The 20,155-nt window shown below is 60.4% G+C and carries 23 protein-coding genes; 2 read left to right on the plus strand and 21 right to left on the minus strand.

Going from position 1 to position 20,155, the window contains the following annotated elements; translation table 11 throughout:
- Nucleotides 1-7 precede the first annotated feature (7 nt).
- The 9 genes from ccmI to ccmA all read right to left on the minus strand — a co-directional run bounded on the left by ccmI (nucleotide 8) and on the right by ccmA (nucleotide 6,974).
- On the minus strand, nucleotides 8-1,207 hold the full coding sequence (gene ccmI / locus ICA16_RS14010; protein WP_210700835.1) for a c-type cytochrome biogenesis protein CcmI: 1,200 nt from the start codon (nucleotides 1,205-1,207) through the stop codon (nucleotides 8-10).
- On the minus strand, nucleotides 1,204-1,674 hold the full coding sequence (locus ICA16_RS14015; RefSeq protein WP_150601186.1) for a cytochrome c-type biogenesis protein: 471 nt from the start codon (nucleotides 1,672-1,674) through the stop codon (nucleotides 1,204-1,206). The genes ccmI and ICA16_RS14015 overlap by 4 nt, the downstream gene beginning before the upstream one ends.
- Entirely contained in the window at nucleotides 1,671-2,207 is a 537-nt protein-coding gene (locus ICA16_RS14020; RefSeq protein WP_210553688.1) for a DsbE family thiol:disulfide interchange protein, read from the minus strand. Before ICA16_RS14020 ends, ICA16_RS14015 begins: the two co-directional genes overlap by 4 nt.
- The gene (locus ICA16_RS14025; protein WP_150618525.1) at nucleotides 2,204-4,192 is read right to left on the minus strand and encodes a heme lyase CcmF/NrfE family subunit; all 1,989 of its coding nucleotides are present in this window, start codon (nucleotides 4,190-4,192) and stop codon (nucleotides 2,204-2,206) included. Before ICA16_RS14025 ends, ICA16_RS14020 begins: the two co-directional genes overlap by 4 nt.
- A 3-nt stretch (nucleotides 4,193-4,195) precedes the next feature.
- Nucleotides 4,196-4,651 carry a cytochrome c maturation protein CcmE gene (ccmE, locus tag ICA16_RS14030; protein WP_150601183.1) on the minus strand — a complete coding sequence of 152 codons (456 nt, stop codon included), beginning with the start codon at nucleotides 4,649-4,651 and terminating at the stop codon, nucleotides 4,196-4,198.
- Nucleotides 4,648-4,824 carry a heme exporter protein CcmD gene (gene ccmD, locus ICA16_RS14035; RefSeq protein WP_007959239.1) on the minus strand — a complete coding sequence of 59 codons (177 nt, stop codon included), beginning with the start codon at nucleotides 4,822-4,824 and terminating at the stop codon, nucleotides 4,648-4,650. The genes ccmE and ccmD overlap by 4 nt, the downstream gene beginning before the upstream one ends.
- Nucleotides 4,821-5,576 carry a heme ABC transporter permease gene (locus tag ICA16_RS14040; RefSeq protein ID WP_150601182.1) on the minus strand — a complete coding sequence of 252 codons (756 nt, stop codon included), beginning with the start codon at nucleotides 5,574-5,576 and terminating at the stop codon, nucleotides 4,821-4,823. The genes ccmD and ICA16_RS14040 overlap by 4 nt, the downstream gene beginning before the upstream one ends.
- A gap of 97 nt (nucleotides 5,577-5,673) precedes the next feature.
- Nucleotides 5,674-6,342 (minus strand): heme exporter protein CcmB, encoded by a 669-nt coding sequence (gene ccmB / locus ICA16_RS14045; protein WP_007919970.1) that lies wholly within the window; start codon nucleotides 6,340-6,342, stop codon nucleotides 5,674-5,676.
- Nucleotides 6,339-6,974 carry a cytochrome c biogenesis heme-transporting ATPase CcmA gene (gene ccmA, locus ICA16_RS14050; RefSeq protein WP_210700836.1) on the minus strand — a complete coding sequence of 212 codons (636 nt, stop codon included), beginning with the start codon at nucleotides 6,972-6,974 and terminating at the stop codon, nucleotides 6,339-6,341. The genes ccmB and ccmA overlap by 4 nt, the downstream gene beginning before the upstream one ends.
- Before the next feature lie 197 nt (nucleotides 6,975-7,171).
- On the opposite strand from ccmA, the gene fliK reads away from it, so the two are divergent.
- Both fliK and ICA16_RS14060 read left to right on the plus strand, forming a co-directional pair.
- On the plus strand, nucleotides 7,172-8,746 hold the full coding sequence (fliK, locus tag ICA16_RS14055; protein ID WP_210700837.1) for a flagellar hook-length control protein FliK: 1,575 nt from the start codon (nucleotides 7,172-7,174) through the stop codon (nucleotides 8,744-8,746).
- Entirely contained in the window at nucleotides 8,743-9,072 is a 330-nt protein-coding gene (locus ICA16_RS14060; RefSeq protein WP_210700838.1) for an EscU/YscU/HrcU family type III secretion system export apparatus switch protein, read from the plus strand. The genes fliK and ICA16_RS14060 overlap by 4 nt, the downstream gene beginning before the upstream one ends.
- A gap of 100 nt (nucleotides 9,073-9,172) precedes the next feature.
- Here the strand turns inward: ICA16_RS14060 and ICA16_RS14065 are convergent, their stop codons facing one another.
- The 12 genes from ICA16_RS14065 to fleN form a co-directional block, all read right to left on the minus strand.
- Nucleotides 9,173-9,565 carry a DUF2802 domain-containing protein gene (locus tag ICA16_RS14065; RefSeq protein WP_210700839.1) on the minus strand — a complete coding sequence of 131 codons (393 nt, stop codon included), beginning with the start codon at nucleotides 9,563-9,565 and terminating at the stop codon, nucleotides 9,173-9,175.
- Nucleotides 9,566-10,051 carry a chemotaxis protein CheW gene (locus ICA16_RS14070; protein ID WP_108226832.1) on the minus strand — a complete coding sequence of 162 codons (486 nt, stop codon included), beginning with the start codon at nucleotides 10,049-10,051 and terminating at the stop codon, nucleotides 9,566-9,568. It abuts the gene before it with no gap.
- Nucleotides 10,052-10,125: 74 nt separating this feature from the next.
- Nucleotides 10,126-11,070 carry a CheW domain-containing protein gene (locus ICA16_RS14075; protein WP_210700840.1) on the minus strand — a complete coding sequence of 315 codons (945 nt, stop codon included), beginning with the start codon at nucleotides 11,068-11,070 and terminating at the stop codon, nucleotides 10,126-10,128.
- A gap of 117 nt (nucleotides 11,071-11,187) precedes the next feature.
- Nucleotides 11,188-11,976 (minus strand): ParA family protein, encoded by a 789-nt coding sequence (locus ICA16_RS14080; RefSeq protein WP_150601177.1) that lies wholly within the window; start codon nucleotides 11,974-11,976, stop codon nucleotides 11,188-11,190.
- A 43-nt stretch (nucleotides 11,977-12,019) separates the two neighbouring features.
- Nucleotides 12,020-12,910: a flagellar motor protein MotD gene (gene motD, locus ICA16_RS14085; protein ID WP_150601176.1), complete on the minus strand. Its 891-nt coding sequence runs from the start codon at nucleotides 12,908-12,910 to the stop codon at nucleotides 12,020-12,022.
- Nucleotides 12,911-12,925: 15 nt separating this feature from the next.
- On the minus strand, nucleotides 12,926-13,666 hold the full coding sequence (locus ICA16_RS14090; protein ID WP_042558247.1) for a flagellar motor protein: 741 nt from the start codon (nucleotides 13,664-13,666) through the stop codon (nucleotides 12,926-12,928).
- On the minus strand, nucleotides 13,666-14,817 hold the full coding sequence (locus tag ICA16_RS14095; protein WP_210700841.1) for a protein-glutamate methylesterase/protein-glutamine glutaminase: 1,152 nt from the start codon (nucleotides 14,815-14,817) through the stop codon (nucleotides 13,666-13,668). The genes ICA16_RS14090 and ICA16_RS14095 overlap by 1 nt, the downstream gene beginning before the upstream one ends.
- A 49-nt stretch (nucleotides 14,818-14,866) precedes the next feature.
- Nucleotides 14,867-17,104: a chemotaxis protein CheA gene (locus ICA16_RS14100; RefSeq protein WP_210700842.1), complete on the minus strand. Its 2,238-nt coding sequence runs from the start codon at nucleotides 17,102-17,104 to the stop codon at nucleotides 14,867-14,869.
- 37 nt (nucleotides 17,105-17,141) lie between these two features.
- Entirely contained in the window at nucleotides 17,142-17,930 is a 789-nt protein-coding gene (locus tag ICA16_RS14105) for a protein phosphatase CheZ (protein WP_150601172.1), read from the minus strand.
- A 22-nt stretch (nucleotides 17,931-17,952) separates the two neighbouring features.
- The gene (locus ICA16_RS14110) at nucleotides 17,953-18,324 is read right to left on the minus strand and encodes a chemotaxis response regulator CheY (protein WP_008072643.1); all 372 of its coding nucleotides are present in this window, start codon (nucleotides 18,322-18,324) and stop codon (nucleotides 17,953-17,955) included.
- A 167-nt stretch (nucleotides 18,325-18,491) separates the two neighbouring features.
- Nucleotides 18,492-19,232, minus strand: a complete 741-nt coding sequence (gene fliA, locus ICA16_RS14115; protein WP_007920004.1) for an RNA polymerase sigma factor FliA — start codon at nucleotides 19,230-19,232, stop codon at nucleotides 18,492-18,494.
- On the minus strand, nucleotides 19,229-20,059 hold the full coding sequence (fleN, locus tag ICA16_RS14120) for a flagellar synthesis regulator FleN (RefSeq protein ID WP_016771060.1): 831 nt from the start codon (nucleotides 20,057-20,059) through the stop codon (nucleotides 19,229-19,231). The genes fliA and fleN overlap by 4 nt, the downstream gene beginning before the upstream one ends.
- Nucleotides 20,060-20,155: the final 96 nt, after the last annotated feature.

Raw genomic sequence — 20,155 nt, forward strand, 5'->3', positions numbered from 1 at the left:
GTTCCGGTTATTTATCCGGGCGGTCGATGGTCAGTTTTTGCGGCGCGGTGGTGCTGCTGGGCAGAGGCCCGCTGCGACCGACCCATTCGCCAGCCGTCGGCTGGCCTGCACGGGAGACGCGCGCAACCAGTTGGACTTCAGGGAAGTTCGACAGTTTCAACTGCGGCATCATTGCATCGGCATCGCCCAGTTCGACAGTCACCGGCAGATCAGCGACGGTCAGACGCTTGGCCGCCAATGGCGCCGGCGGACCAGACGTAGCGCGGGCGAAAATGAACACGCTGTCGCCCGGTTGCACCTTGCCTTTGAGTTCGCTGGCCAGATCGACGCTGACCTTCAGCAACGCGGCTTTCGGCGCTGTGGCCTCAGCGACTGTGCCGCCACTGGCCTTAAGACGCTCGGCAGCTCGTTCGATCCCGCCTTGCAGTGCGGCCCGGGATTTGTCGTCCGGCGGCAGTTGCGCCAGCAAGCGGTTCCAGTAATCGATGGCTTGCTGATAACGCTCGCCTTCGAACGCGGCGATGCCGAGCAGGCCGAGGCTGGTGACTTCTTTCGGGTCAGCCTTCAGCGCTTCGTCGGTCAGGGCCTGAATCTTGTCAGACCACTTTTTACCGTCGGCAAAATACTGTGCCTGCGCCCACTGACCAAGCAACTCAGGTTGGCGACCGGCGAGGTTGGCGGCGCGCTCGAACATCTTCGCCGCGTCCGCCGGACGCTCCTGAGCCATGTAGGTACGGCCGAGGAAGTAGAGGCCTTCAGCGGAATCCGGTTGCGCCGCAACGGCGCGCTCCAGACGCTGGGTCATCTCTTCCATCGACTGCGGCGCCTGGGCGAATTCGCGGGTCAGTTCAACCTTGTCGGCGGCGCCGAAGTGCAAGTACAGCGCCAGGCCCAATACCGGCACCAACACGGCAGCCAGCAGCGGCAACGGCTTGCCCAGTCGGGACACCCGCGGCGCGGTAACGCCTTCGGTATCGGCGAGCAGCTCACGCGCGGCTTCAGCGCGGCCGCTGTCCATTTGCGCGGCATCGAGTACGCCCTCGGCCTGTTGCGTTTGCAACTCGGCAACGCGTTCCTGATAGAGCGCGACGTTCAGGGCAGTACGATCCTCTTCACGCTGGGCGCGACGTTCACGCAACACCGGGATCAGCAGAAAACTCAGGGCGACCAGAAGCAACAGCCCTGCGGCAAGCCAGAAATCAATCATTCTTGGTTTTTATCCAACAGTTGGTCGAGGCGCTGACGTTCTTCGGCAGACAGCGATTGCGGTGTCTCGGCGCGTTGTCCGCGACGGCGGCGGACGATCACCGCGATCACCACAAAACCACCGAGCAGCAGACCGGCCGGGCCAAACCACAGCAGCGCGGTCTTGGCGTTGAGCGCGGGTTTGTAGCGGACGAAATCACCGTAGCGATCAACCATGAAGTCGATGATCTGCTGATTGTCCTTGCCCTCGCCCAGCATGCGGAAAATCTCTTTGCGCAGGTCGGCGGCAATCGGGGCATTGGAGTCGGCGATGTCCTGGTTCTGGCACTTGGGGCAGCGCAGTTCCTTGGTCAGTTCGCGGAAACGCTCGCGGTCGCCTTCTTTGGCGAACTCGTAAGTGTCGATGGCCGCGTGAGCCACGCCGACCAGACTCAAACCCAGCACCAAGGCAGCTAAAAAGCGCTTCATGGCTTGGCCTCATCGACCAGCGCCTGGTACTTCGCCGCGAGTTTTTCGCGCCAGACCTGCTCGTCGATCACACCGACGTACTTGTCGCGAATAATGCCCTTGGCGTCGATGAAAAAGGTTTCCGGCGCACCATAAACACCGAGGTTCAAGCCCAGCGAGCCTTCGTCGTCACGGATGTCGAGCTGATAAGGATTGTGGAACTCGGCCAGCCACTTCAAGGCATCGGCGTTGATGTCCTTGTAGTTGATGCCGTAAATCACCACACCGCGCTCGGCCAGTTTGTTCAGCACCGGGTGCTCGACCCGGCAGGAAATGCACCAGGTGCCCCAGACGTTGACCAGTGCCGGTTTGCCGAGAATGTCAGCTTTGGTCAAAGTCTTGTCGCCCTGCACATTTGGCAGGGAAAACTCCGGGAATGGCTTGTTGATCATCGCCGACGGCAGTTCCGCCGGATCAAGGTACAGACCGCGATAAAGGAATACCGCCACCAGCAGAAAAATCGCCAGGGGCACCAGCATCAACCAACGTCTCATGCAGCCGCTCCTTCCATGCCCAGCGCTTCGCGCACACGGGCTTTAACCTTGACTCGGTAGCGTCGATCCATCGCCGCCAGCAACCCGCCGAAACCGGTCAGCAAGCCGCCGAACCAGATCCAGCGCACGAACGGTTTGACGTGTACGCGCACCGCCCACGCGCCGTTTTCCAGCGGTTCACCCAATGCGACGTAGAGGTCACGGGTGAAACCGGCGTCAATCCCGGCTTCGGTCATCACCGAGTTCTGCACGGTGTATAGACGCTTCTCAGGGTGCAGCACGCTGATTTCCTTGCCGTCACGGATCACCCGAATGGTGCCCTTGTCGGACGTGAAGTTCGGCCCTTCGAAGTGCTTGGCGCCTTCGAACACAAACTGGTAACCGCCCAGATCCATCGACTCGCCCGGTGCCAGACGCAGGTCGCGCTCGGCACTGTTCTGACTCGACAACACCACGCCCAACGCGCAAACGGCGATACCGAGGTGAGCGATCTGCATGCCCCAATAGCTGCGAGTCAGGGTTGGCAGGCCCTTGATCAGGCCTTTGTGGCGAGTCTTGTCGAAGATGTCGCGCACACCGGCCAGCAATACCCACGCGGCGAGCAGGAAGGTGGCGATCACCGCCCAGTTGAAATCGCCGTAAGCAATACCGGCGATGACGGCCAAAGCAACGCTGCCGAGCAGCACGGGGGCCAGCATGTTCAACAGCCATTTCACCGGAGTGTCTTTCCAGCGCACGAGCATGCCCACCGCCATCACTATCATCAACAGCGCCATCAACGGAATGAACAGCGCGTTGAAGTACGGCGGCCCGACCGACAGTTTGGCGCCGCTCAAGGCATCGAGAATCAGCGGGTACAAGGTGCCGAGCAGGATCATCGACGCCGCCACGACCAATACCAGGTTGTTGCCCAGCAGCAGGGTTTCCCGCGACCACAGGTTGAAGCCGACCTGGCTTTTTACGACCGGCGCGCGCAATGCAAACAGAGTCAGCGAACCACCGACGACAAACAGCAGGAAGATCAGGATGAACACGCCGCGCTCCGGGTCGGACGCAAACGCGTGCACCGAAGTCAGCACACCGGAACGCACAAGGAACGTACCGAGCAGGCTCAGCGAGAAAGCGGCAATCGCCAGCAACACCGTCCAGCTTTTAAACACGCCACGCTTCTCGGTAACCGCCAGCGAGTGAATCAGTGCGGTGCCGACCAGCCATGGCATGAACGAGGCGTTTTCCACCGGGTCCCAGAACCACCAGCCGCCCCAGCCGAGTTCGTAGTAAGCCCACCACGACCCGAGGGTGATACCGATACCGAGGAAGGCCCAGGCCACAATCGTCCACGGACGCGACCAGCGCGCCCACGCCGCATCAAGACGACCGCCCATCAATGCCGCGATGGCGAACGCGAACGCCACCGAAAACCCGACATAACCCATGTACAGCATCGGCGGATGCACGATCAGGCCGATGTCTTGCAACAACGGGTTCAGGTCGGCGCCATCGCTGGGCATTTGCGGCAGGATGCGTTTGAACGGGTTGGACGTGAGGATCAGGAACAGCAGGAAACCGGTGCTGATCATGCCCATCACCGCCAGCACACGGGCGAGCATCACTTGCGGCAACTGGCGCGAGAACACCGACACAGCGAACGTCCAGCCGCCGAGGATCAATGCCCACAGCAGCAACGAGCCTTCGTGGGCGCCCCATACCGCGCTGAATTTGTAATACCACGGCAACGCGCTGTTGGAGTTGTTGGCCACATAGGCGACGGAGAAGTCATCGGCCATGAACGCGTAGGTCAGGCAGCCGAAGGCGAACAGCAGAAACGCAAACTGCCCCCACGCGGCCGGCTGGGCCAGACTCATCCAGAAGCGGTCACCGCGCCAGGCACCGACCAATGGCACCACGGCCTGCACCAGCGCAAAACACAGCGCCAGAATCATCGCCAGATGGCCGAGCTCGGGAATAAAAATACCGGAAGTCATCAATCAACCCTCCTTCACTGGGGTCGGAGCGGATTGACCGCTGTCTTTCAACGCTTTGGTCACTTCCGGCGGCATGTACTTCTCGTCATGCTTGGCCAGCACTTCATCGGCGACGACTACACCGTCGGCGTTGATCTTGCCCAGGGCGACAATGCCCTGCCCTTCGCGAAACAGGTCTGGAAGGATGCCGCGATAGGTGATGGTCACGGATTTCTTGAAATCGGTGACGACGAACCTGACGTCCAGCGAGTCCGGGGAGCGCTGCAGGGAGCCGGCCTCGACCATGCCGCCGGCGCGAATACGCGTGCCCTGTGGTGCTTCGCCGTTGGCGATCTGGGTTGGCGTGTAAAACAGGTTGATGTTTTCCTGCAGCGCGCTCAAGGCCAGGCCGACAGCCGCGCCGACCCCGACCAGAATTGCCAGAATGATGATCAGACGCTTTTTACGCAGCGGATTCACTTGCCGTTCTCCCGGCGCAGACGACGCGCCTCTTGTTGCAGATAGCGCTTGCGGGCGGCAATGGGCGCCGCGACGTTGAGGACCAGTACCGCCAGACAGATGCCGTAGGCCGACCAGACATACAGGCCATGATGGCCCATGGCGAGGAAGTCGCCGAATGAAGCAAAACTCATCGCGCGACCTCCAGACTGTTCTGCACTTCTTCTTTCACCCAACTGGCGCGGGCTTCGCGCTTGAGCACTTCAAGGCGCATGCGCAGCAACAGCACGGTGCCGAAGAAGCAGTAGAAACCCAACACCGTCAGCAGCAGCGGCAGCCACATTTCGACGGGCATCGCCGGTTTTTCGGTGAGGGTGAAGGTCGCGCCCTGGTGCAGGGTGTTCCACCACTCCACCGAGTATTTGATGATCGGGATGTTGATCACACCGACGATGGCCAGCACCGCGCAGGCCTTGGCGGCGCTGTCGCGGTTGCTGATCGCATTGCCCAGCGCGATCAGGCCGAAATACAGGAACAGCAGAATCAGCATCGAAGTCAGGCGCGCATCCCAGACCCACCACGACCCCCACGTCGGTTTGCCCCAGATCGCCCCGGTGACCAGCGCCACGGCAGTCATCCACGCGCCAATCGGTGCGGCGCATTGCAGCGCGACGTCGGCCAATTTCATCTTCCACACCAGCCCGACCACACCGCACACCGCCAGCATCACGTAGATCGACTGAGCGAGCATCGCGGCGGGCACGTGAATGTAGATGATGCGAAAGCTGTTGCCTTGCTGATAATCCGGCGGCGCGAAGGCCAGGCCCCAGACAACGCCGACACCAATCAGCAGCAACGCTGCAATGCTCAACCACGGCAAAAACTTGCTGCTGATGCCGTAAAACCACTTGGGCGAGCCGAGCTTGTGAAACCAGGTCCAGTTCATACTGTATCCATCACGGGTGCCGCTCATCGGTGTGAGCTGGCATTTGGGTCATGCCTTTCTTGAAAAAAAGCGGTTAATTTTTAACCAGACCTCATTATTATTCGCCGACGCTGATCTTCAGGCCAGCCGCTATTGCAAAGGGTGTCAGGGTTATCGCCAGGGCGGTCAGGCTACCAAGCCATAGCAGATAACCGGTCGCCGGCATGCCTTGCAAGGCTGCCTGCAAGGCGCCACTGCCGAGGATCAACACCGGGATGTACAACGGCAGAATCAGCAGCGCCAGCAACAGGCCGCCACGCTTCAAACCCACCGTCAACGCCGCGCCCACCGCGCCGAGCAAGCTCAGCACCGGCGTACCCAGCAGCAACGACAGCAGCAATACCGGCAGACAGGCAGCAGGTAAACCGAGCATCAGCGCCAGCAAGGGTGAGAGCAAAACCAGCGCCAGCCCGGAAAAGAGCCAGTGTGCCAGCACCTTGGCCAAGACCAGAAGTGGCAGCGGGTGCGACGAAAGGACCCACTGTTCAAGGGAGCCATCTTCGAAATCACTGCGGAAAAGCCCGTCCAGCGAGAGCAGCACCGACAAAAGCGCCGCCACCCAGACTAACCCCGGGGACAGGTTTTGCAACACTTGAGTTTCCGGGCCGACGGCCAGCGGGAACAAAGCGATGACGATGGCAAAGAAAATCAGTGGATTGGCCAGCTCCGCCGGGCGGCGAAACAGCAGTCGGGATTCACGGGCAACCAGCAGGCCGAACACGCTCATACTGCCCAGCTCCCCAAATCGATGTCGCGATAACCCGAAGGCATCCGGGTCAGGGTGTGGTGCGTGGTCAACACCACCAGACCGCCGCGCTCACAGTGTGCGGCCAGATGTTTTTCGAGTTGCGCCACACCCTGTTTGTCGAGGGCGGTAAACGGCTCATCGAGAATCCACAGCGGCGGGCTATCGAGATACAGTCGCGCCAGCGCCACGCGGCGTTGTTGACCGGCAGAAAGACTGTGGCAGGGAACATCTTCGAATCCGCGCAATCCTACTGCTGCCAAGGCTTGCCAGATGGCGTCGCGTTCGGCGGGATGATGCAGGGCGCAGAGCCACGACAGGTTCTCTTCCGGGCTCAGCAAGTCCTTGATCCCGGCGGCATGGCCGATCCACAACAGATTGCGCGCCAGTTCACTGCGCTGTCCGGTCAATGGCAGACCATTGAGCAGGACCTGACCTTCGGTCGGCTGCATCAGACCGGCCAGCAAACGCAGCAAACTGGTTTTACCGCTGCCGTTAGGGCCGCTGATCTGCACCATATCGCCGCTGACGAGTCGCAATTCGAGATTTTCGAAGAGCAGCCTCAGATCACGTTCACACGCGAGGGCAACGGTTTGCAGGACAGGACTGGTCAAGGGATCACGGGCCTTATACGGTTCAAGTCGGCTCTGGTACGGCCGTTAAAGAGATGCAGCATAAATGCAATGACGGCTCGATCTAGAGAGCTGCGTCAAACAATTGCTATGTTTTTTGAACGAAGCGCAAGACGGGCGGCATTATACATGTCGTGCCTTACTCTCAAGAGTGCAATTTCCTCAGGTTGTGTCCGCGTATGACAGGCGAAATGAACATCCTCCCGCTCCCGACGACCACCCCGGCGACCGTTCGCCCGCAGGTCGGTGAGTTGCTCAAGCTGCTGACACCGGTCGAAGGCTTGATCGGGACCGGCCAGAGCGCCAAGGCTGAGGTGTTGTCGCTCAAGCAGGCGGATCAGACGTTTGAACTGCTGCTCAAGGTAACGCTGGACAGCGGCCGCCAGACCACCGTGCAAGCGACCAGCAATCTACCGCTGGCGCAAGGCACCAGTCTGGCGATCACCCAACCGTCGGCGGGGAATCTGGCGATTACCGTGCAACAGGCCATTGCCAGCAGCGTCGCCACCCTCACCCGCATCGATACCGCGCAACTGCCCGTGGGCACCTTGCTGCAAGGCAAAGTGCTGACCTCGCAGGTGCTCCCGCAAACGCCGGGGCAAGCGACGGTGTTTCGTTCGATGGTCAGCCTGCTCAATACCGCCTTGAGCGGCAGCACATTGACCATCGAAAGCCCGCAGCCACTGCGCATCGGCACCCTGCTCTCGGCGTTGGTCGAAGATTCGCAAACGTTGAAATTCCTGCCGCTGAGCAACCGTCAGGAGCAATTGGCGGTGAGCCAGCAACTGCTCGGCCAGCAAAGTCGTCAGGCTTCATTGACCGGTTTGCTGAATGCGTTGCAGAACCTGCCAGCCAACACCGATCAAACGTCGACGGATTTGCGCGCTGCGGTAGATCGCCTGCTCGCCAGCCTGCCGAACGTGCAACAACTGAGCACAGCCAAAGGTGTCGCCCAGGCCTTGGCCAACAGCGGCATGTTTCTGGAAGCCAAACTGCTGACCGGACAAATCCCGACGCTGGCCCCGGACATGAAAGCCGATCTGCTCAAACTGGTCGCGCAACTGACACCGGGGCTGCCGAGCAGCACCAGTTTCAACGCCATCATCGCCGCCAACACCCTCGCCCAGGCGATGCCGAGTTTCGTACGCAATGCCCTCGGCATGCTCGGCCAGGTGAGCGCCAAACCGCTGCCCAGCAGCTTCCCGCTGCCCGACCGCTTGCTGCAAAGCCAGGACGGCGAAGGTGATCTGGAGCATTTGCTGCGCCTCGCCGCTGCTGCCGTATCGCGCTTGCAAAGCCATCAGTTGTCGAGCCTGGAACAGACTGGTGTCACCGACGATGGGCGGCTGCTCAGCACCTGGCAGCTGGAAATCCCCATGCGCAACCTGCAAGACATCGTGCCGTTGCAGGTCAAGTTTCAACGCGAAGAAGCGCCGGAGAAAGAACCGCAACCGAACGAGCGCCGCGACGAACGCGAGCCCAAGCAGCAACTGTGGCGCGTCGACCTGGCGTTCGACATGGAACCGCTCGGGCCGATGCAGATTCAGGCGCAGTTGATCGCCGGCAGTCTGTCGGGCCAGTTGTGGGCGGAACGGCCGTACACCGCTGATCTGATCGAAAACAACCTGTTCGCGCTGCGCCAGCGCCTGCTCGATCGCGGGCTCAACGTTGGCGATATCGACTGCCACCACGGCACCCCGCCACAAGGCAATCAAACCCGTCTCGACCACCGCTGGGTTGATGAAACCGCATGAATGACGCCACCGCTCCACGCCAGGCCATCGCCCTCAAATACGACGGCAACCACGCCCCGACGCTCACCGCCAAAGGTGATGACGAACTGGCCGAAGAAATCCTGCGGATCGCCCGCGACTGTGAAGTGCCGATCTATGAGAACGCCGAGCTGGTGCGACTGTTGGCACGAATGGAATTGGGCGACAGCATTCCCGAAGAGCTGTACCGCACCATCGCCGAGATCATCGCGTTTGCATGGAATCTGAAGGGAAAATTCCCCGAGGGACACGACCCGGATGCGCCGATGGTCGAGAAGGATGTCACCGAGCGCGGGGATGATTATTAAGCCTTAAAAGCAAAAGATCGCAGCCTTCGGCAGCTCCTACAGGTGAGTAGATGACCCTGTAGGAGCTGCCGAAGGCTGCGATCTTTTGATCTTGCTTGCTTCAGTTCTTGTGCAGCTTACGCATCAACTCCGCTTCAGCCTGGGTCAAGCCACAGGACTGAGTCAGTTCATCAACGCTCGCGCCCATCCCCACCAGTTTCGCCGCTTGGGCGAACGACAGGCTGGACGGGTCGCGCTGTTCCAGCTGAACGATTTTGTCCGGCAACGGACTGACTACCGCACGCAGTTCGTGCAGGGCTTCGCCCATGTGCACATTGCCGTTCTGATAATCGTCAACACGCTTGGCCAGATCCTTGATGCGCTGATCACGCAACGCATCGCCCTGAGCCTGTTGTGCAGCAATCACTTTTTGCGCCTTGATGTACGACACAAACATTGCCAGCGTGCCTGCCCAGAAGAGGAACAGGACAATGACCGCAACTTCGAGAATCAATCAGATATTCTCCAGGTCCGACCATTCTTCTTCGCTCATCATCTTGTCCAGCTCGACCAGGATCAGCAACTCGTTGTTCTTGTTGCACACGCCCTGGATGAACTTGGCCGACTCTTCGTTGCCGACGTTTGGCGCCGTTTCGATTTCCGACTGACGCAGATAAACCACTTCGGCCACGCTGTCGACCATGATGCCGACGACTTGCTTGTCGGCTTCGATGATGACGATACGGGTGTTGTCGCTGATCTCGCCGCTGTTCAGGCCGAAGCGCTGACGGGTGTCGATCACAGTGACCACGTTACCGCGCAGGTTGATGATGCCCAACACGTAGCTCGGCGCACCTGGCACCGGAGCGATCTCGGTGTAGCGCAGCACTTCCTGAACGCGCATCACGTTGATGCCGTAGGTTTCGTTGTCCAGCTTGAAGGTTACCCATTGCAGGATCGGATCTTCAGAACCCTTTGCCGCCGTCGCCTTGTCGTTCATACCCTAGCCCCTCGAAGTACCGCGTGTGGCGGTTTATGTTTCGTTTTCCGGCATATCGAAGCCGGTACTGTCTGTTATGTCGGTTTGTGGTTCGGCTTACTGCCGGGCATGTGCTTTGCCCCGCCGCTGGCGATCAACTCGGCAAGAGCTGCGACATCGAGCAAGGCGCACATGTGTTCAATCACGGTGCCGGCAAGCCATGGCCGCTGACCCCGGTGACTTCTCCATTTGATTTCATTCGGATCAAGACGCAACGAACGACTGACCTGATGCACCGCCAGGCCCCACTCGTAACCTTGTACCGAAATCACGTACTGCAAGCCCTGACGGAAGTCATCGCGATAGCGATCCGGCATGACCCAGCGCGCGGTGTCCAAAACTTTCAGGTTGCCGGCCTGGCTCGGCAGAATCCCGAGGAACCATTCCGGCTGACCGAACAGCGGCGTCAGCTCGTGACCGGCCAGCGAGTAGATCGAACCCAGGCAGACCAGTGGCACGGCCAGGGTCAATCCGGCGACATCGAACAGCAGGCATTCGAAAGCTTCTGAGGCCCAGGCCGGACGGCCGTCGGTGTCGACCGGCGGCGGTGTGTTGCTTGGCGGCAGATGCACTTCCACCAGCGGCGTGACGAGCGCTTGAACAACCGGTTCGGCCGCTGGTGCTTCTGGCTCTGGCTCGACGGGTTCAGGCACAGCTTGCAGCAACTGCGTTTGCAGCAGCGGCGCAAGGGTCGATACCACGCGCACAGGTTCAGCCGTTTCGAGCAACACCACGGGCGCCCTGACCACCGGAGCGGGCGCAGCTACCGGCGCAACAGGTCTGGCCGCCTTCTCTGCATCGCGCGCCTGCTCTTCAAGCACCGCCGCCTGGAACTCATCCAGCGCTTCAGCGCTTTCAATCACTTCAGGCTGGGAAGCGACCTGCACCGGCAACTCGTCGGGGATCTCCTCCAACAAGCTGTCCAGATAGGACTGCAACGCCATCTGCGGCTTGGAAGTCAACTTCACCGGCCGATTCATACACAACCCCCTGTAGGAGCTGCGGAACGCTGCGATCTTTTGATCTTTTCAGAAGCGCTGCAAAGCCAGATCAAAAGATCGCAGCCTGCGGCAGCTCCTACAGAGGGCAAAATCATCTCAAGCCACCTGCGCAACAAGTTGTTGCGCCAACAGATGCTTGAGCAGCGCGCGGTAAGCCAGCACGCCACGACTCTTGCCGTCGAATTGCGAAGGTGTGACACCCGCGCGGCTGGCGTCGCGCAGACGCGTATCGACCGGGATGTAACCCTGCCAGATATCGTCGGGAAATTTGTCGCGCAGCACGCGCAAGGTATGCATCGAGGCCTGCGTGCGACGGTCGAACAACGTCGGCACGATGCTGAACGGCAGCGCCTGCTTGCGCGAGCGGTTGATCATCGCCAGCGTGTTGACCATGCGCTCCAGGCCTTTGACGGCCAGGTGTTCGGTTTGCACCGGGATCACTAGTTGCTGGCTCGCCGCGAGGGCGTTGACCATCAGCACACCGAGCAACGGCGGGCTGTCGATGACGGCATAATCAAAGTCCTGCCACAACTGCGCCAGACTCTTGGCGATCACCAGCCCCAAGCCACTTTGCCCCGGCGACTGGCGCTCAAGCGTCGCCAGTGCGGTGCTCGAGGGCAGCAGGGAAATGCGTTCGTCACTGGTCGACAGCAGCAACTGCCCGGGCAAGCCTTGCGGCACGCTGCCCTTGTGCAGGAACAGGTCGTAGTTGCTGTGTTCCAGGCTGTCGGGGTCATAGCCGAAATAGCTGGTCATCGAGCCGTGCGGGTCGAGATCGACCACGACCACGCGCTTGCCCGCCTCGGCCAGCAATCCGGCTAAAGCGATGGAAGAGGTGGTTTTACCGACCCCACCCTTTTGATTGGCGACTGCCCAGACTCTCATTCAGTTCGTTCCTCCCGACCGAGATGCTCGGCCGAGACATGGCTCAGCGTATTAATGCGGGTGACGGAGAATTGACGGCACTCTCGCGTCCCGGCGTCTTGACCGGGGTCGGTGCAGTTTGTGTGCCAGCGCGCTTCAGTGCGGCATCCGGTTGCGCATGAGCGGTTCCGGTACCCGTCAGGCTGCGGCGCACATCCAGATTGCGCGACACCACCAGCACCACGCGACGGTTTTTCCCCCGGCCTTCGGCGGTAGCGTTATTCGCCACTGGCTGGAATTCGCCGTAGCCCACCGAGGCCAGTCGGCCAGGGTTGACGCCCTGCATCGCCAGCATGCGCACGATGCTCGCCGAGCGCGCCGAGGACAGCTCCCAGTTGGTCGGGTACTGCGCGGTGCGGATCGGCTGGTCGTCGGTAAAACCTTCGACGTGGATCGGGTTGTCGAACGGTTTGAGGATCGCGGCAACCTTGTCGATGATGTTGAAGGCGATGTCGCTCGGCATGGCGTCACCGCTGCCGAACAACAGGCTGGAGTTGAGTTCGATCTCGACCCACAACTCATTGCCGCGCACAGTCATCTGATTGGAGCTGATCAGGTCACCGAACGCGGCACTGATGTCGTCGGCAATGCTTTTCAGCGGATCACTGCCGCCGGCGATACCGGCGTCAATCTGTTCGGCGTCCTTGACCAGCGGCTTGGCCGGGGTCACGGTCTTCGGTCGCTCGTCGCCAATCGGAATCGGCTTGAGCGCGCGGTCGGAGTCGGTGAAGACCCCGACCAGCGCTTCGGAAATTTCCTTGTACTTGCCTTCGTTGATCGACGAGATCGAGTACATCACCACGAAGAAAGCGAACAGCAGCGTAATGAAGTCGGCGTAGGACACGAGCCAGCGCTCGTGATTAACGTGTTCTTCCTGATGCCTGCGACGAGCCATAGTCCATTACCCCCATCAATCCATGAAGCCCTGAAGCTTCAGCTCGATAGAACGCGGGTTTTCACCTTCGGCGATCGACAGGATCCCTTCCAACAACATTTCGCGATAACGCGACTGCCGCAACGCGATGGACTTCAGTTTGGCCGCCACCGGCAACAGGATCAGGTTGGCACTGGCCACACCATAGATCGTCGCAACGAACGCCACGGCAATGCCGCTGCCCAGTTGCGTCGGATCGGCGAGGTTGCCCATCACGTGGATCAAGCCCATTACCGCGCCGATGATGCCGATGGTTGGCGCGTAGCCGCCCATGCTTTCAAAGACTTTGGAAGCTTCGATATCGCGCGCTTCCTGGGTGTAGAAATCCACTTCGAGGATGCTGCGGATCGCTTCCGGCTCGGCGCCATCGACCAGCAGTTGCAGGCCTTTGCGCGAGTAGTTGTCAGGTTCGGCGTCAGCCACCCCTTCCAGCCCGAGCAAGCCTTCCTTGCGCGCGGTGAGACTCCAGTTGACCACGCGGTCGATACCGCCGGCCAGGTCCACACGTGGCGGAAAGAAGATCCACGCGAGGATCTGCATCGCGCGTTTGAACGCGCTCATCGGCGATTGCAACAGCGCGGCACCGATGGTGCCGCCTATTACGATCAGTGCCGCCGGGCCGTTGGCCAGCGCACCGAGGTGACCACCTTCCAGGTAGTTGCCGCCGATGATGGCGACGAACGCCATGATGATCCCGATAAGGCTTAGAACATCCATCAGATACACGCCTCGACGATGTGCTTGCCGATGTCGTCCAGACCGTACACCGCATCAGCGAGGTCGGCTTTGACGATGGCCATCGGCATGCCGTAGATCACGCAGCTTGCTTCGTCCTGCGCCCATACCGAACTGCCGCCCTGCTTGAGCAGGCGCGCGCCTTCACGGCCGTCGGCGCCCATGCCGGTCAGCACGACCGCCAGAACTTTGTCGCCGTACGACTTGGCTGCAGAACCGAAGGTGATGTCCACGCACGGCTTGTAGTTCAGACGCTCGTCGCCCGGCAGGATTTTCACCGCGCCACGGCCGTCGATCATCATTTGCTTGCCGCCGGGTGCCAACAGCGCCAGGCCAGGACGCAGGATGTCGCCATCCTCGGCTTCCTTGACGGAGATGCGGCAGAGCTTGTCCAGACGTTCGGCAAAGGCTTTGGTGAACGCCGCCGGCATGTGCTGGATCAGCACGATCGGCGCCGGAAAATTCGCCGGCAACTGCGTCAGCACGCGTTGCAGGGCAACCGGGCCGCCAGTCGAAGTACCGATGGCGACCAGTTTGTAAGCCTTGCGTTTCGGTGCCGGCGACGAAGCACTGGCAGCCGGCGCGCGCGTCGGTGCCGGAACAGGTGCCGGGCGTACCGGTGCGCTGCTGGTGTGGCTGCTGTGGCTGCTGTAACTCGATGCGGCCGGGGCCGGTGTCGGTGCAGGTGCTGGAGCTGCAACAGGTGCAGGTGTGCTGTAAGCACTGAAACGACGATTACTGCGCGAGATGCTATGCACCTTTTCGCACAGCAGTTGCTTGACCTTCTCGGGGTTACGCGAGATGTCTTCGAAATTCTTCGGCAGGAAATCCACCGCGCCGGCGTCCAGCGCATCCAGGGTTACCCGGGCGCCTTCGTGGGTCAGCGAGGAGAACATCAACACCGGGGTCGGGCAGCGCTGCATGATGTGCCGCACTGCCGTGATGCCGTCCATCATCGGCATCTCGTAGTCCATGGTGATCACGTCAGGCTTGAGCGCCATGGCCTGATCGATCGCCTCTTTACCGTTGGTTGCCGTACCGACAACCTGGATGCTCGGATCCGCTGAAAGAATTTCCGAGACGCGGCGGCGGAAAAAACCCGAATCGTCCACCACCAGGACTTTGACTGCCATAAACACTCCATTAGGTGCAGCGGGACGCTATCGCCCCGCCGCCCCGGATTCAAATACGCCGTGCGGCGTAACGCTTGAGCATGCTCGGAACATCAAGGATCAGCGCGATACGGCCGTCACCAGTGATGGTGGCGCCGGACATGCCCGGAGTGCCCTGAAGCATTTTGCCCAATGGCTTGATGACAACTTCTTCCTGGCCGACCAGTTGATCGACGACGAAGCCGATCCGCTGGGTGCCCACCGAAAGGATCACCACATGGCCTTCGCGCTGCTCTTCGTGAGCGGCGGAGCTGACCAGCCAGCGCTTGAGGTAGAACAATGGCAAGGCCTTGTCCCGCACGATCACCACTTCCTGACCGTCGACGACGTTGGTGGTCGACAGGTCGAGGTGGAAGATTTCGTTGACGTTGACCAGCGGGAACGCAAACGCCTGATTGCCCAGCATGACCATCAGCGTCGGCATGATCGCCAAGGTCAACGGCACCTTGATGACGATCTTCGAGCCCTGGCCCTTGGTCGAGTAGATGTTGATCGAACCGTTGAGCTGGGAAATCTTGGTCTTCACCACGTCCATGCCGACACCGCGGCCGGACACGTCGGAGATCTCGGTCTTGGTCGAGAACCCAGGGGCGAAGATCAGGTTGTAGCACTCGGTATCGCTCAGGCGATCGGCTGCATCCTTGTCCATCACACCGCGTTTTACCGCGATGGCGCGCAGGACGTTCGGGTCCATGCCTTTGCCGTCATCGGAAATCGACAGCAGGATGTGATCGCCTTCCTGTTCGGCGGCCAGCACCACTTTGCCGCCACGGGCCTTGCCCGAAGCTTCGCGTTCTTCCGGCGACTCGATGCCGTGGTCGACCGCGTTGCGCACCAAGTGGACCAGCGGATCGGCCAGGGCCTCGACAAGGTTTTTGTCGAGGTCGGTTTCTTCGCCGACCAGTTCCAGGTTGATTTCTTTCTTGAGCTGACGAGCCAGGTCGCGAACCAGACGCGGGAAGCGCCCGAAGACTTTCTTGATCGGTTGCATCCGCGTTTTCATCACCGCGGTCTGCAAGTCAGCCGTGACCACGTCGAGGTTCGACACAGCCTTTTGCATGGCTTCGTCGCCGCTGTTAAGACCCAGGCGCACCAGACGGTTACGCACCAGCACCAGCTCGCCGACCATGTTCATGATTTCGTCGAGACGCGCAGTGTCGACGCGCACGGTGGTTTCGGCTTCGCTGGCCGGTTTTTCCGGCGGTGGCGCGGCTGGCGCACGGGCCGGAGCCGGTGCAGCAGCGGCCGCAGGTTTTGGCGATTCGGCTTTCGGCGCAGGCTTGGGCGCTGCGGCGGGGGCCTTGGCGGCAGGCATTGCGACGGCGGCAGTGCTGCCGGCAGACGCGGTACCCACTTCAGTGAACTTGCCTTTGCCGTGCAATTCGTCGAGCAGCGATTCGAATTCGTGATCGCTGATCAGGTCGCTACCGGCCGCAGCCGCCGCCGGGGCAGCAGGCGCAGGCACCGCGGCAATCGCCGATTCCAGCGCATCAACGGCAAAGTTGCCCTTGCCGTGCAACTGATCGAGCAGCGCTTCGAATTCGTCGTCGGTGATGTCCGAGCTGTCGCCCTTGGCCGGGGCCGCAGGGGCCGCCGCCGCTGGGGCCACAGCATCAACCGCGAACTGGCCTTTGCCGTGCAGTTGATCGAGCAACGACTCGAACTCGGCATCGGTGATTTCATCGCTGGCCGCTTCGGTTGCAGCAGGCGCAGCGGCAGCCGCCGGGGCTTCGGCCTGCGCCTTGACGGCGTTCAGCGAGTCCAGCAACTGTTCAAATTCGTTATCGGTGATGTCGCCCGAATCGCTTTCGGCAACCGGTGCCTCAACGACTTCTTCAACCGCGACGGCATCAGCCGCTTGCGGCTCGGCCAAGCGCGCCAGGGCGGCCAGCAGTTCAGGCGTAGCCGCCGTAATCGGGCTGCGCTCGCGCACTTCGGTGAACATGCCGTTCACCGCATCCAGTGCTTCGAGGACAACGTCCATCAGTTCTGAATCAACGCGACGCTCACCCTTTCGCAGGATGTCGAACACGTTTTCGGCGATGTGACAGCACTCAACCAGCTCATTGAGCTGAAGGAAGCCGGCGCCCCCTTTTACAGTGTGGAAACCGCGAAAAATTGCGTTGAGCAGATCAGCATCATCCGGGCGGCTTTCCAGCTCGACCAATTGTTCTGACAGCTGCTCAAGAATCTCGCCGGCCTCAACCAGGAAATCCTGAAGGATCTCTTCATCGGCGCCGAAGCTCATTAAGGGGGTGCTCCTAACAGGTCTAAAAACCTAAACTTCAAAATCCAAGGCTGGATAGCAAATCGTCCACATCGTCCTGACCGGACACAACGTCTTCTCGTTTATCGGCATGAATCTGCGGACCTTCACCCTGCGAGAGATGTTTTTGTGGATCTTTTTCAGCGAGCATCGCCGCACGGTCATGTTCGATGCCCGCAAAGCGGTCCACCTGACTGGCCATGAGCACGAGTTTGAGCAAATTGCTTTCGACTTCGGTGACCAGTTGGGTCACACGCTTGATCACCTGACCGGTGAGGTCCTGATAATCCTGAGCCAGCAGGATGTCGTTCAGATTGCTCGACACCGCACGGTTACCCGTGGTGCTGCGTGACAGAAAACCGTCGACCCGGCGCGCCAGTTCACGGAACTCTTCAGCCCCGACTTCACGACGCATGAAACGACCCCAATCGGTACTCAAGGCCTGGGCTTCCTCAGCCAGACCATTGACCACCGGCGTGGCGTTTTCCACCAGATCCATGGTGCGGTTGGCCGCGGCTTCCGTCAGCTTGACCACATAGCCCAGGCGTTCGGTGGCGTCGGTAATTTGCGACACTTCCTCGGCCTGCGGCATGTTCGGATCAATCTGGAAATTGACGATCGCACTGTGCAGTTCACGTGTGAGCTTGCCAACTTCCTGGTACAGGCCACGGTCACGGGTCTGATTGAGCTCATGGATCAATTGCACAGCGTCGCCGAACCTGCCCTTTTCAAGGCTTTCGACCAGTTCGACCGCATGTTTTTTCAGGGTCGATTCAAAATCGCCCTGTGAAGATTCGTTGTGGTCCATAGCTCCCCCGTGGCGCAGTTTCTCAACCGATGCGTTCGAAAATCTTCTCGATTTTGTCTTTCAACGCCTGGGCCGTGAAGGGTTTCACCACATAGCCGTTTACACCGGCCTGGGCTGCTTCAATGATCTGTTCGCGCTTGGCTTCAGCGGTCACCATCAGCACTGGCAGGTGCTTGAGTTTTTCATCGGCACGCACGTGACGCAGCAGGTCGATACCGGTCATGCCCGGCATGTTCCAGTCCGTTACCAGAAAGTCGATGCTGCCGCTGTTGAGAACCGGAATGGCGGTAATGCCATCGTCAGCCTCGACGGTGTTGGTGAACCCCAGATCGCGCAGCAGGTTCTTGATGATCCGCCGCATCGTTGAGAAGTCATCAACGATGAGGATTTTCATGTTCTTGTCCAATTCGACCTCCAAGCAGTCTTAAACGCGCCCAGCACCTGGACGCGCCATTTCATTCAATCCGGCGTAACACTCAAAGACTGTCTGGAGCACAACAGAGCAAGACCGGTGCCGTTCATCACCGCACCAGCCTCGTTCGCAGTGTCCCCACACTGCCTTCAGCGCGCTCGCCACTCCCCCAAACGCCCCCGCAAACGGGCCGCGCACTGGCTGTGTAACTGGCTGACCCGCGACTCACTGACGCCAAGGACTTCACCGATCTCCTTGAGGTTCAGCTCTTCGTCGTAGTACAGCGCCAACACCAGTCGCTCACGCTCCGGCAAATTGGCAATCGCGTCCGCCAGCGCTGCCTGGAAGCGTTCATCTTCCAGATCGCGTGACGGCTCAAGATGAGCACTCGCGCCATCCTCGTGCAGCCCTTCGTGTTCGCCGTCCTGCAACAGGTCGTCGAAACTGAACAGGCGGCTGCCCAAGGTGTCATTCAAAATCCCGTAATAATCATCGAGACTCAATTGGAGTTCGGCCGCAACTTCGTGATCTTTAGCATCACGGCCGGTTTTAGCTTCAATTGAGCGAATTGCGTCGCTGACCATACGGGTATTGCGGTGAACCGAGCGTGGCGCCCAGTCCCCTTTGCGCACTTCGTCGAGCATCGCGCCGCGGATTCGAATGCCCGCGTACGTTTCGAAACTGGCGCCTTTGCTGGCGTCATATTTGGTCGAGACTTCGAGCAGGCCGATCATCCCGGCCTGGATCAGGTCTTCGACCTGCACACTCGCCGGCAACCGTGCCAGCAAGTGGTAGGCAATGCGTTTGACCAGTGGCGCATAACGCTCGATCAACTCGTACTGCGCATCACGTGCCGACTTCTTGTAATAGTTCATACCGCTTGCGGTCATATGACAGGCCCTGCCGTTTGCTGCACGAGGCGCTCGACGAAGAATTCAAGGTGGCCGCGCGGGTTGGCAGGCAGCGGCCAGGTATCGACCTTCTGTGCAATTGCCTTGAACGCCAGGGCGCACTTGGAACGCGGGAAGGCTTCATAGACCGCACGTTGTTTCTGCACGGCCTTGCGCACGCTTTCGTCGTAAGGCACGGCGCCGACGTATTGGAGGGCCACGTCAAGGAAGCGATCCGTGACCTTGGTCAACTTGGCGAACAGGTTGCGCCCTTCCTGCGGGCTCTGCGCCATGTTGGCGAGGACGCGGAAGCGGTTCATGCCGTAATCGCGGTTGAGCAACTTGATCAGCGCGTAAGCGTCAGTGATCGAAGTCGGCTCGTCGCAGACCACCAGCAACACTTCTTGCGCGGCGCGCACGAAACTGACTACCGAGTCACCAATACCCGCAGCGGTGTCGATCACCAGTACGTCGAGATTGTCGCCGATGTCGCTGAACGCCTGAATCAGACCGGCATGCTGAGCCGGGCTCAGATGCACCATGCTCTGAGTGCCTGATGCGGCAGGCACGATGCGAATTCCGCCCGGGCCTTGCAACAGCACGTCGCGCAACTCGCAGCGGCCTTCGATCACGTCGGCCAAGGTGCGTTTGGGCGTCAGGCCCAACAGAACGTCGACGTTCGCCAGCCCCAGATCGGCGTCCAGCAGCATGACCCGACGGCCAAGCTCTGCCAGCGCCAGAGACAAGTTCACTGACACGTTAGTCTTGCCGACGCCACCTTTGCCGCCGGTCACCGCGATCACCTGTACGGGATGCATGCTGCCCATGTTATTTCTTTACCTTGTCTTGCATAGACGGAGGCCACATTACTGGCTGCGCGTTCACAAACGGAACAAATGCATGGCAGACCATCGATGTAGGTA

The sequence above is a fragment of the Pseudomonas anatoliensis genome (genome assembly GCF_017976235.1).
Taxonomy (GTDB): Bacteria; Pseudomonadota; Gammaproteobacteria; order Pseudomonadales; family Pseudomonadaceae; genus Aquipseudomonas; species Aquipseudomonas anatoliensis.